At 60.3% G+C, this 12,083-nt stretch carries 12 protein-coding genes; 4 read left to right on the top strand and 8 right to left on the bottom strand.

The annotated features are described in order from the left end of the window. Positions 1–51: 51 nt before the first annotated feature. The 6 genes from DW943_RS05780 to aspS form a co-directional block, all read right to left on the bottom strand. Positions 52–252 (bottom strand): hypothetical protein, encoded by a 201-nt coding sequence (locus tag DW943_RS05780; protein WP_117634210.1) that lies wholly within the window; start codon positions 250–252, stop codon positions 52–54. 223 nt (positions 253–475) lie between these two features. After that, positions 476–2,803: a ferrous iron transporter B gene (locus DW943_RS05775; RefSeq protein ID WP_117862454.1), complete on the bottom strand. Its 2,328-nt coding sequence runs from the start codon at positions 2,801–2,803 to the stop codon at positions 476–478. Between the two features lie 123 nt (positions 2,804–2,926). After that, entirely contained in the window at positions 2,927–3,148 is a 222-nt protein-coding gene (locus tag DW943_RS05770; protein ID WP_006234774.1) for a FeoA family protein, read from the bottom strand. Between the two features lie 39 nt (positions 3,149–3,187). Next, positions 3,188–3,430 (bottom strand): FeoA family protein, encoded by a 243-nt coding sequence (locus tag DW943_RS05765; protein WP_231500839.1) that lies wholly within the window; start codon positions 3,428–3,430, stop codon positions 3,188–3,190. Between the two features lie 236 nt (positions 3,431–3,666). After that, positions 3,667–3,915, bottom strand: coding sequence for an HPr family phosphocarrier protein (locus tag DW943_RS10475; protein ID WP_158564421.1), 249 nt, complete (start codon positions 3,913–3,915; stop codon positions 3,667–3,669). Positions 3,916–4,282: 367 nt separating this feature from the next. Beyond that, a complete protein-coding gene (gene aspS, locus DW943_RS05755; RefSeq protein WP_117862452.1) occupies positions 4,283–6,070 on the bottom strand; it encodes an aspartate--tRNA ligase in 1,788 nt (595 codons plus the stop codon). A 256-nt stretch (positions 6,071–6,326) separates the two neighbouring features. Here aspS and serB point away from each other — a divergent pair, with 256 nt between their 5' ends. The 4 genes from serB (at position 6,327) to DW943_RS05735 (ending at position 9,329) form a co-directional block, all read left to right on the top strand. Next, entirely contained in the window at positions 6,327–6,962 is a 636-nt protein-coding gene (serB, locus tag DW943_RS05750) for a phosphoserine phosphatase SerB (RefSeq protein WP_117862451.1), read from the top strand. 114 nt (positions 6,963–7,076) lie between these two features. Then, on the top strand, positions 7,077–7,859 hold the full coding sequence (gene larB, locus DW943_RS05745; protein WP_117862450.1) for a nickel pincer cofactor biosynthesis protein LarB: 783 nt from the start codon (positions 7,077–7,079) through the stop codon (positions 7,857–7,859). 10 nt (positions 7,860–7,869) lie between these two features. Next, on the top strand, positions 7,870–8,787 hold the full coding sequence (locus DW943_RS05740) for a LarC family nickel insertion protein (RefSeq protein ID WP_117862449.1): 918 nt from the start codon (positions 7,870–7,872) through the stop codon (positions 8,785–8,787). 2 nt (positions 8,788–8,789) lie between these two features. Beyond that, positions 8,790–9,329 (top strand): TetR/AcrR family transcriptional regulator, encoded by a 540-nt coding sequence (locus DW943_RS05735; protein WP_117862448.1) that lies wholly within the window; start codon positions 8,790–8,792, stop codon positions 9,327–9,329. A 306-nt stretch (positions 9,330–9,635) separates the two neighbouring features. Here the strand turns inward: DW943_RS05735 and larD are convergent, their stop codons facing one another. Together larD and larA are read right to left on the bottom strand one after the other, a co-directional pair. Next, positions 9,636–10,367 (bottom strand): D/L-lactic acid transporter LarD, encoded by a 732-nt coding sequence (gene larD / locus DW943_RS05730; protein WP_117862447.1) that lies wholly within the window; start codon positions 10,365–10,367, stop codon positions 9,636–9,638. A 49-nt stretch (positions 10,368–10,416) separates the two neighbouring features. Next, positions 10,417–11,694, bottom strand: a complete 1,278-nt coding sequence (gene larA, locus DW943_RS05725) for a nickel-dependent lactate racemase (protein WP_117778829.1) — start codon at positions 11,692–11,694, stop codon at positions 10,417–10,419. Positions 11,695–12,083 lie beyond the last annotated feature (389 nt).

Raw genomic sequence — 12,083 nt, 5'->3', positions numbered from 1 at the left:
CGTATCAGCAACTGCCGTATCCGCAGTCAAACATACCCAAACGCCGGTCGGCTAATGAATACCGCGACCCAAGTCTTCGGCGATTTTGTCCACGCCCTTAAGTGCGGCGCACGTCTTTTTGTTGGAGCAATGCCCCGTGCAAACGCCACCCTGAGCGCAGTCGGCGCAGGTGCCCTTGCGGTAGATGCGCACGCATACCGCGACAAACGCAATGCCGATAACAGCCAGTACAACAATATCGATAGGTGCCATAGCAAGCCTCCTCTAGTTAACCACCACTTACTTTACCCCATCTTTCACCTGCCAAAAAGGGACAGGTTTATTTTGGTCGGTTTTATCTGCGGAAACGCCACATCTCAGCTTTTGGTGCATGGGGGTCAGGTTACTTTGCACCAACCCTTCCCCCTTGCACCAAAAAGCCCGGGGGTCGCTGGGACACCCGGGCTCGTGGAAAGGGGCTAATCCTTATTCGGACTTAAGCGGAAACTGCGGCGGAAGCAGTGTTGGTCTCGTCCTCGTCGGTCCATGCGTGTTTGGGCATGGGACGGAAGATCTGGAAGAGCATCGCAACCAGCAGCACGATGGCCACAACCGTCCAGATACCAAACTGCCCAAGAACAAGCAGGTTATAGAACTGGTTGATGAACAGGCCGATGACCCAAGCAAAGGCACACTCGTAGCCGATGGCAATCGCGGTCCACTTACCGGAGTTCATCTGGTTACGGATGGTGCCGATAGCGGCAAAGCACGGAGCGCACAGCAGGTTGAAGGCACCAAAGGCGACGCAAGCGCCCATGGTCGGGAACATAGCCGCAAACGCGGTCCACAGGCTCGGGTCGGTCTCGCCGGCGTCGGCGACAGAGAGCAGCGAGCCGGCGGTGGCGACAACGTTCTCCTTGGCGACGAGGCCAGAGACGGTCAGCGCGGTTGCCTGCCAGGTGCTAAAGCCGAGCGGGGCGAAGATCCAAGCGACCAGGTTGCCGAACATGGCAAGCACGGAGTAATCCATGAACTCCTCGGGGATGCCCTCCATGGAAGGCAGGTAGCCAAAGGCGCCGTTGTAGCTACCAAAGTTGGAGAGGAACCAAACGACGACGGTGGACGCAAAGATGACCGTGCCGGCCTTCTTGATAAAGGCGAAGCAGCGCTCCCACACGTGCAGCGCCCAAGAGCGGATCGCCGGGAAGTGGTAGGCAGGAAGCTCCATAACAAACGGCGTCGGGCGGCCGGCGAAGAGCTTGGTCTTCTTGAGCATGAGGCCCGAGGCAATGACGGCAAAGACGCCCAGGAAGTAGAAGAGCGGGCTGATCCACGCAGCGGTGGTAGAAGAGTCGCCAATGATGGAACCCATAAGCAGGGCGATGATCGGCAGCTTGGCGCCGCAAGGGATGAACGTGGTGGTCATGACCGTCATGCGGCGGTCCTTCTCGTTCTCGATGGTCTTGGTAGCCATGACGCCGGGGACGCCGCAGCCCGAGGACACGAGCATGGGGATAAAGGACTTACCGGACAGGCCAAAGCGGCGGAACACGCGGTCCATGATGAAGGCGACGCGGGCCATGTAACCGCAGTCCTCCAAGAAAGACAGCATCACAAAGAGCAGGAACATCTGCGGGACGAAGCCCATGATGGCGCCGATGCCAGCCACGATGCCGTCGCAGACCAGCGAATCGACGAGGCCACCGTCCTCGGTACCGCCCGCCACGAGAGCGTCATGCACCGCGGTGGTGATACCCGGGACATAGGGGCCGTACTGTGCCGGGTCGACCGAGTCGGCGTTGTCGCCCGCAGCCTCAACAGCCTCATCGTAGGCGTCGCGACCCTGGCCGAGCACATACCAGCCGTCGGTGCCGAAGAGCTGGTCGTTGGTGAAGTCGGTCACCGTGCCGCCCAAGGTAGAGACGGCAATGTAGTACACGCAGAACATGACGACCACAAAGATCGGCAGGCCCAGGATACGGTTGGTAACCACGCGGTCGATCTTCTCGGAGGTGCTCATCTTGGCAGGGGCCTTGGTGAGGCACTCGTCAATGATGTGGGCGATCACGCCGTAGCGCTCGCCGGTGATGATGGACTCGGCATCGTCGTCGCAATCCTGCTCGCACTGGGCGACCAGCTGCTCAACGCGATCGGCCTTCTCCTTGGTGAGGTTGATGAGCTTGCAGGCGTCCGCATCGCGCTCAAACAGCTTGACGGCGTAGTAGCGACGCTTGTTGGCGGGAACGCTCGCCGGCAGGTTGTTCTCGATGTGGGTCAGAACGTCCTCGATAGAAGAATCGAACTTGTGCTCCGGCACCTGGCCCTTGGAAGCAGCGGACTTCTTGACCTGCTCGAACAGCTCATTGATACCCTTGTTCTTAAGGGCCGAGATCATCATGACCGGGCAGCCGAGCTTCTTGGAAAGCTTGTCCGTGTCGATCTTATCGCCGTTCTTCTCCACGAGGTCGGCCATGTTGAGGGCAACGACCACGGGCAGACCGGTCTCGATGACCTGAAGTGCCAAGTACAGGTTGCGCTCCAGGTTGGTGGCGTCGACGACCTGGACGACCACATCGGGCTCGCCGCTCATGAGGTAGTCGCGCGAGCACTGCTCCTCGGGGCTGTAGGGGGAAAGCGAGTAGATGCCGGGGAGGTCCGTAATCGTGACGTTCTTGTCACTCAGGAGCTTGGCTTCCTTTTTCTCAACCGTGACGCCGGGCCAGTTGCCAACGTAGCCGTTGGCGCCGGTGATCAGGTTGAAAAGCGTGGTCTTGCCGCAGTTGGGGTTGCCCGCCAGCGCGACATGGATCTGAGAGTCCGCCATTCAATCCTTCTTCCTTGTGTGCCTGCGCTGCTTTCTCCGCGCGGGCTGGATAATGTGCTTCAACACTGCATTAATGAGTTAGAAAAACCTAACTTTATCTGCAGAAATATGTGCCGCCGGCCCTTACTGGACCTCGACGACGGCAGCCTCCTCCTTGCGGATGGAGAGCTCGTAGCCGCGCACGTTGATCTCGACCGGATCTCCGAGCGGTGCAACCTTTACGACCTTGAACGAAGTGCCCTTGATGAGCCCCAGGTCCATAAGGTGACGGCGAAGCGCGCCCTCGCCGTGAAGCTTGACGATGGTAGAGCTCTCGCCCACCTTAACGTCACCCAACGTCTTCATATTCTTTTCCCCCTTTCAGCTTTTATGAAATGCTGCGAACTAACCGACGGTCATGATGTGCATGGCGACCTTGGTATCGATACCAAAGCGTGCGCCCAGCACGGTGACGATGATATTGGCGCCACTCGAGCTCACCACGTGAACCTCACTGCCCTCGACAAAGCCGAGGTCCTTGAGGTGGTGCTTCATGTCCTCATTGCCCTTTACACGAGACACGTGCACGGTTTCGCCCGCTTTCACCATCGAAAGCGGCATGGCCGGCATCTGCGGTCCGCAAGACATGAGTGTGCTCCTAACGTCAGTTCGTCCTCAACATCGACGCAGCAAAAGTTAACCACGTCTATGTTCGCTACAGTAAACTAGCACGTGGTTAACTTTTTGGAAAGGGTTCCTATTCAGTTTTCGAAAAAGTTTCCTATACGAAACAAAAGAGGCGCCGCAAAGACCATCTCTTTGCGGTGCCTTGTCATACCAATTTATGCAACAAAGGGGCCTGTCCCCTTGTCACATTGTTGAGGTTAGAGCGAGAGGTTTCTGATCGATGTGACGCAGGAGGCCTCATCCACGCCCGAAACGCGGAACACGATGTCTTCGCCACATTCGCCGTAGAGAGCCATGAGCCCCATCACATCGCGGCCGTCGGTATGGCGATCGCCGATGCTGACCGATACGTTGCTACGATGCTTGGCAATAATGTCATAGAGCAGCGCAACCGGGCGGGCATGCAATCCCAACGGATCTTTAATCGTCTTTGTAAACTCGACCATGTCCCCTCCCGCGGCATCGCTCATTCGGCCGGCAAACCCAGCCACCTGGTAGTTATTGTAGCGTGAGATGCTTGCCGAGGCCCGCCAGAAGCTCAACCGGAAACTGTGTCCCGTTATTTGGTTGGATTCTGGGTCGCACTTTCCCAAAGGGCCCTGTTCGGGAAACCGTATCCCGTTCTGGACGCAAATTCCGGGTCGTAGTTTCCGCGGAACAACCCTAGCGGAAAGCTCATCCCATTCCGGACGCAGATTCCGGGACGCACTTTCCGCCACGTCCGGTCAACCTATGCCCTCGCAACGCCCGCGCATAAAAAACGAGGGAAGGCACACGTCCTTCCCTCGTTACAGGCAATAGGTAGCCGCTTGCCTACATCAAGCGCAGGCTGACGTCCTTGAGCTGGGCGCCGGAAACGGCACTCGGGGCGCCCGACATGAGGTCGGAGCCGCTGGCCGTCTTGGGGAACGCCATGACGTCGCGGATGGAGTCGGAGCCGGTGAGCAGCATGCACACGCGGTCCAGGCCCAGGGCGAAGCCGCCCATCGGGGGCGCACCAAACTTGAGAGCCTCCATGAGGAAGCCGAACTGCGACTCGGCGCGCTCCTCGGTAAAGCCCAGGAGCTTGAGCATGGACATCTGCATTTCGGCGTTGTGGATACGCATACCGCCGCCGCCGGCCTCAAAGCCGTCCATGACAAAGTCGTAGGTGCAGGAACCGGCTGCCAGCGGGTCGGCCTCGATCTTGGCGATGTCGGTCTCGGTCGGCAGGGTAAAGGGCTGGTGCTCGGCAGCATAGGCCTTGCGATCCTCGTCCCAGTGGAACAGCGGGAAGTTGACGACCCACAGGAAGTCGTGGCCCTCGCGCTTGACCTCGAGCGCATTGGCCATGTGGGAACGCATGCCGCCCAGGATCTCGTCGGAGAGCAGGCGCGGGCCGGCGGCGAACATCACAAGGTCGCCGGGCTCGACGTCCATGCGCTCGCGCAGGGCAGCCATCTCCTCGTCCGAGAAGAACTTGACGATGGGGCTGTTGATGGAGCCGTCCTCGCGGAAGGCGATCCAGGCAAGGCCCTTGGCGCCAAACGTGGAGGCCACGCCGGCGAGCTTGTCGATCTTGGCGCGAGCCCAGACACCGGCACCCTTGGCGTTGATGGCCTTGACGACAGAGCCCTCCTCGTTTGCAGCAGTCGCAAAGACCTTGAACTTGGAGTTGGCAAAGATGTCGGTCAGGTCAACCAGGTGCATGCCGTAGCGAGTATCGGGCTTGTCGGAGCCATAGGTGTCCATGGCCTCCCAATAGTCCATGCGGCGCAGCGGCGTGGGCATCTCGACACCCATGCGGCCGAAGGCGTCGGCCAGGACCTCTTCGAGCGCGCTCATGACGTCGTTCTGGTCCACGAAGGACATCTCGATATCGACCTGGGTGAACTCGGGCTGACGGTCGGCACGCAAGTCCTCGTCGCGGAAGCACTTGGCGACCTGGTAGTAGCGCTCGACGCCACCGACCATAAGCAGCTGCTTCAGGAGCTGCGGGGACTGCGGCAGAGCGTAGAAGTTGCCCGGCTGGATGCGGCTGGGGACGATGAAGTCGCGGGCGCCCTCGGGCGTGGACTTGAACAGGGAGGGCGTCTCGACCTCCATGAACTCACGGTTGTGCAGCGCCTCGCGAATGGCAAAGGTAAAGTCGGAGCGCAGCTTGAGGTTGGCCATCATCTCGGGACGACGGAGGTCCAGATAGCGATAACGCAGGCGGGTGTCCTCGCTGGTCTCGATGCCGTCCTCGATCTGGAACGGCGGGGTGACGGACGTGTTGAGCACCTCGGCGTGGTCGGTCAGGACCTCGATCTCGCCGGTCGCGAGCTTGGTGTTGGTGGTCTCCTCGCCACGGGCGCGCACGACGCCGTGGATCTTGATGGGCCACTCGGGACGCATGGTCTCGGCGATCTTAAAGGCGTCGCCGTCGGAGTGCTCGGGGTCGAAGGTGAGCTGCGTGATACCCTCGCGGTCGCGAAGGTCGCAGAAGATAAGGCCGCCGTGGTCGCGGCGACGGCTCACCCAACCGGTGAGGGTGACCTCTTCGCCCACGTTCTCGCTGCGAAGCTCGCCGCAGGTACGGGTGTGCATGGAATGCTCGTCGATGGGACGGGTCTGGCTCATACCAGTGATCCTCCTTTATGGATCTGTGCCGCCCCGTGTCGTTCCGGGCGGCGTCGTACAGATTTGCCCGGCCTGCGTAAACCGCGCAGCCAGACATGGCGTTCTATCTTATCGCACCTGTGTCGATGTGCCGCGGAAAAGTAGCTCCTGCCCAAAGACTTGACGGAGACGAAACAATTGACGCGCCGCGGCACCCGCCCGCGCTCGTCACGTGCGACAATGTGCCCCAATACAACTGCACTCGGAAAGGCCCGTCATGACCGCACACCTCATCGTTATGGATATCGACTCCACGCTCATCAACCAGGAGGTCATCGACCTGTTGGGCGAGGAGGCCGGCGTAGGCGAGCAGGTGGCACAGATCACTGAGCGCGCCATGCGCGGCGAGCTTGACTTTAAGCAGGCACTCGAGGAGCGCGTGGGACTGCTCGCCGGCCTGGACGAGAGCGTGTTCGAGCGCACCTTTGAGCGTGTGACGTTTACCCCCGGCGCGCTGGAGCTTGTGCGCTCGGCGCACAGCAAGGGCTGGAAGGTCGGCGTGGTAAGCGGCGGCTTTCACGAGGTCGCCGATAAGATCGTGACCGCCGCGGGCATCGATTTTTGCCTGGCTAACCGCCTGGAGGTCGTGGACGGCAAGCTCACGGGTAAGCTGGCGGCAGACATCGTGACCAAGGAGTCCAAGCTCATCCAGCTGCTGGACTGGGCAGTTGAGTGCGGCGTCGACATGGCCCATACGGTCGCTATTGGCGACGGGGCAAATGACATCCCCATGATCCAGGCCGCAGGCACGGGCATCGCATTTTGCGCCAAGCCCAAGACGCGCGAGGCGGCCCCGTTTGCCATCGACGAGCGCAACCTGATGCTCGCCATGGACATCATCCTGCGCGACTAGTCAATCCATCTAACAATTGAATCAGTCTGTCCTATAGTTTCCGAACAATTTTGTCTTAGTGTTCGGAAACATACCCTTTGAGTGCTAGACTTTGCGCCGTCGAAGGGAACATATATGGATAAGCGAGATCTTGAGCAATTGCTGAGCGATGTTGCCGGCGGAGCAGTCACCCCTGCCGACGCCCTCACGCGCATCCAGACGGCTCCGACCGCCGATTTGGGCTTTGCGCAGCTCGATCTTTCGCGCGGGGTGCGCCAGGGAGCCGGCGAGGTTGTCTACGGGGCCGGTAAAACCGCCGATCAGATTGCCGCCATTATCGAAGCACTGCGCGATGCCGGCCAGGAGCGCATCCTGGTCACGCGCCTGGATGCCGAAAAAGCCGCGCGCACCGCTGAGCTTCTTGGCAACGGCATCGACTTGGGATATGTCCCGGACGCACAGCTCGCCCTCGTGGGCGGCAAGCCCTCCCCCACCGGCAACGGACGCATCGTCGTCGCCTGCGCCGGCACGAGCGACCTGCCCGTCGCCGAAGAAGCCGCGTTGACGGCCGAGTTCTATGGCAACGAGGTCGACCGCCTCTACGACGTGGGTGTCGCCGGCCTGCACCGTCTGCTCGCGCATGCCGAGGAACTCGCCCAGGCACAGGTGGTCATCGCCATTGCCGGCATGGAGGGCGCACTGGCGAGCGTTGTCGGCGGCCTGGTAAGCTGTCCGGTCATAGCCGTTCCCACCAGTGTGGGTTACGGCGCGAGCTTTGGTGGCGTAGCCGCGCTGCTCGCCATGCTCAACTCCTGCGCCAGCGGCGTTTCGGTCGTCAACATCGACAACGGCTTTGGTGCCGCCTACCAGGCAAGTCTTATCAATCATCTGAGCGCCGGCACGCCCCGCGCCCGTTAAGGAGCATTCCATGTCCAATCATCAGCACACGCTTATCATCGACGGCACCTCGGGCATCAGCGGCGATATGACCGTCGCGGCCCTGCTCGACCTAGGCGCCAGCGAGGAGCACCTGCGCGAGCAGCTCGCCACGCTGCCGGTCGACGGCTTTACGATCGCCGTCACACGCGTAAGCAAGCATGGCATCGACGCCTGCGATTTCGACGTCCAGCTTGCAGAGGAACTCGAGAACCACGATCACGATATGGCCTGGCTCTACGGCAACGAAGCAGCTGCCGAGCACACGCACGAGCATGAGCACCACCATCATGATCATGGCGAGCACGAACACGAGCACTGCCACGAGCATGACCATGAGGGCCACGGCCATGGCCACGAGGGTCACCATCACGCCCACCACCATCACCACCGTTCTTTGGCTGACGTCACCGCCATCATCGATGGCTCGCAGTTAAGCGATGGCGCCAAGCGTCGCGCCCTCGCCATTTTTTCCGTACTCGCCGCTGCCGAGGCCAAGGCTCACGGCAAAACGCCCGAGACCGTCATGTTCCACGAGGTGGGCGCCGTCGATTCCATCGTCGACGTCTGCTCTGTCGCCATCTGCCTCGATGACCTGGGTATTGAGGACATCGTGGTCGAGTCGCTCTCCGAGGGTCACGGTACCATCCGTTGTGCCCACGGTCTCATGCCCATTCCCGTCCCCGCTGTCGTCAACCTGTGCCAGGCGGGCAATATCGCCCTCACGCCCGCACCAGTCGCCGGCGAGCTTGTGACGCCCACGGGCGCCGCCATCGTCGCCGCACTGCGCACGTCCGAGCACCTGCCGGCCCGCTACCGCATCGAGGCCGTCGGCTACGGCGCCGGCAAGCGCCCCTACGAGGGTTGCTCCGGCACGCTCCGCTGCCTGCTCGTTGACGCAGACGCATAGCCATGGATGCCCGCAAGGCAAAAAGCCGCGCCGCCATCGTCGCGGCGTTCTCCGAACTGCTGCGCGAAGAGGACTACGGCAAGATCACCGTCGGCGACATCATCGCTCACGCCCATGTGGGTCGAGCCACGTTCTACGGTCTCTTCAAGAGCAAGGATGACCTACTGTCCGAACTCGTGAGCGACATCTGCACCCACGCCCTCGACGACGATGGCACACCGCTCGACGACCCACTCGTGCAGGTCGAGCATATCCTCAACAACCTCTGGGAGCGCCGCCAGGGCGTCCGAGCCCTCGTAGCCGGCGCCGGCTCACGCGTCTTCGCCGACTGCTTACGCAAGACCATCATGTCGCGCGCAGCCGAAACCGTCCCTACCGACCCAAACGGCCCCGCCGCCACCATGGACCGAAGCTTCCTACTACACCACATAGCCTCAAGCTTCGTAGGAATGGTCCAATGGTGGGCCTGGCACAACTTCCAAGCAGATAAGACCGAAGTAGCCAAAGACTACCTATCAGCCATTAAGCCCCTCTTCAACTAAGTAAGAAGCTCATCCCAAAGCATCGCCCCACCCCAAGGCGCCACGCATCCCAAAGTGTCACTCGCACCTCAAAGCGCCTAACAACAAAGTGCCCACCACATCCAAATTCAGATATATATGTTGGTTGCTTGTTCGAACGCAACTGGATTCCCGCAGGGTCCGGCATAGGTTAACTTTCCGCCGCACTCCGCAGGACGCAAGAAGCTCCCGCCGCACGAAGTGCGCAGCGGGAGCTTCTTGCATGTCCGAGGACGCGGCGGAAAGATAACCTATGCCGGACCCGGGCGTTATATCAATTGTCTTGGACTAGAACATGCCCAAGAAACCATGCACAAACAGCGCGGCCAGAGCGGCACCGACAAACGGAGCGATGCCAGGAACGAGCAGGCCGTACTTCCAGTTGTTGTCAGCCTTGTTCTTGATCGGCAGCACCTGATAGGCCATGCGAGGACCAAGGTCACGAGCCTGGTTCATGGCGAAGCCGGTGATGCCGCCCATGCCCATGCCAACGGCCCAAACGATCAGGCCGACGCAGATTGCGAGCATCAGAACGTTCTCGCCGGCGCGGCTAGCAGCAGCAAGGATAGCGCTGATGAACACGAAGGTGCAGATAGCCTCGCAGAAGAAGTTACGGACATAGTTCGTACCCTCGGTGGTGGGGTTGGTCGAGAAGATGTTGCGCTGGGCAATGGGGTCGACGACGCCCTCGGAAGCCTTGAACTCATCGGCATACATAAACCAGGCGATTACGGCACCCACAAAGCCGCCGAGCATATCGGCAATCATGAAGGGGATGCAGCTGCCCCACGGCACCAAGCCGACGATGCACTGGGCAAGCACCATGGCGGGGTTCATGCACACGGCGCCGCCAAAGACAAACAGGCAGACCGAGATGCCAAAAGACCAGGTGGTGATGGCAAACATATGGCCGGAGCCCTGATACTTAGTGCCCTTGAGCACGGTATCGCAGTGCACGCCCACGCCAAAGATGATCATGAGGGCAGTTGCACCGAATTCGCAGAGGAGTTTGGTAAGCATAAAACCTTATCTTTCTTGTCAGTTAAAAACGATTCGTTTAGGCCGCGTGCTAGTGCTGCGCGACGACAACGCCCAGGCCATCGGGAATAACGGCAACCTTGGCATCGGCACCCTTCATCTCAAAGGCGAGCTTGAGCGCCTCCTCGATAGTGTTGACCGGCGTCATGTGCATATCCTTGAGCATCTGGTGATCGCACAGGTCGGTGACCATGATCACGGGGTGATGCGCCAGGATGCGGGCAAAGATCTGGCTCGTCCACTGATCGGGCAGGGTCTCGTCCTTGGGACGATCGATGCAGGCGCGCTCAAACTCCGCCGGATCGTTGTCGGCGATGTTGTGATAGAAGCCCTCGCCACCGTGACCGTCGGCACAACCGGCGACGTCGATGATCACGCCGCCCTCGGGAAGCGTGGCCTCGGCAGCGCACATGCCCTTTACGGCCTGATAGATGTTCTGATCGAGCGGGTAGCCGCCGTTGGTGGTGATGGCAATCTCGCACTCAACGGGCTCAACGCCGGCAAGGCTCTTCACGAACTCACAGCCAGCCTCGTGCGCCTTGTGGATGTCGCCGGCAAAGGAGCCGATGACCTCGTGCTTGCCGTTGAGCACCACGTTGAGCACAAAGGCAAGGTGAGCCATCTCGGCGGCGGCGAACATGTCCTCGCTCACGTGGTTGTGGCACAGGTTGCCGGCACGCGAGTGGGAATCGTTCACAAACTGACCGTTGTGGTTGTACATGATGGTCTTGTAGCTGGCGATGCCAGGCAGGACGGACTTGCGGCTACCAGAGAAACCGGCAAAGAAATGCGGCTCAATGAAGCCCTCGGCAAGCAGCAGATCGCAATCGGCAGCAATCTTGTTGATGATGCACTCGCCACCAGAAGGCAGGGTACCGATCTTTTTCATCATGCTGTCGTCGGTCGCGACATGCATGACGATCTCCTCGTTAGCGACGATCTCCTCGCCGTACTTGTTAACGAGTTCCTCGTGCGTCGAGGGGCGATGCATGCCGGTCGCGACCAGGATGCGCACACGTGCCTCGGGAGCGGCAGCATGGATGTGATGCAGCAGAATAGGCATCGTCACACGCGAGGGAACGGGACGCGTATGGTCGGAGCTAATGATGACGATATCCTTCTTGCCAGCACAAAGCTCCTCGAGCGAAGGCGAGCCATAAGGGTTGGCAAGCGACTCCTCTACCAGCTCTTCCTGCGATTTCGTAGTCTTAAACTCGTTTTGGTGACCTTCCATCACACCCGCGAAGTTCTTATCCTCGAGTTCCAGATGCAACGTCTTGTGGTCAAACGGCAGTTCACATTCAAACAATGACGAGCGCCCTCTTCCTTTCAACTGACACACTAGTCAAACCGTTGGAAGGATACGCCGCTCACCGAAAAACACCACCGTCCACCGACTCATTAACACAACGTTCATATTTGACCCACAACAAAACAACCGCGATCCCAAACGGAACCGCGGCCGCTGCAGTCGTAAGTCGAGAAGCGCCACATGCATCTCAATCCCGATCGATAAGACGCGTGGCGCGAAGCGCCAAACGCGCCGCCGGGACAAACCCCATCCAAAACGCGCGAAGCGCGCCATTATTCCCCCAGCCAGTAATCCGCCGAAGACCGGACATCGCAGGGGCCGCCGTATGTTTGCTTTCCGGCGCACTCCGCAGGACGCAAGAAGCCCTCGCCGCACGAAGTGCGCAG

This window comes from Collinsella sp. AM44-11 (assembly GCF_003467145.1).
In the GTDB taxonomy this organism is placed as follows: Bacteria; Actinomycetota; Coriobacteriia; order Coriobacteriales; family Coriobacteriaceae; genus Collinsella.
The sequence above is the reverse complement of the archived record's forward strand: the minus strand, read 5'-3'. Positions and strand labels throughout refer to the sequence as shown.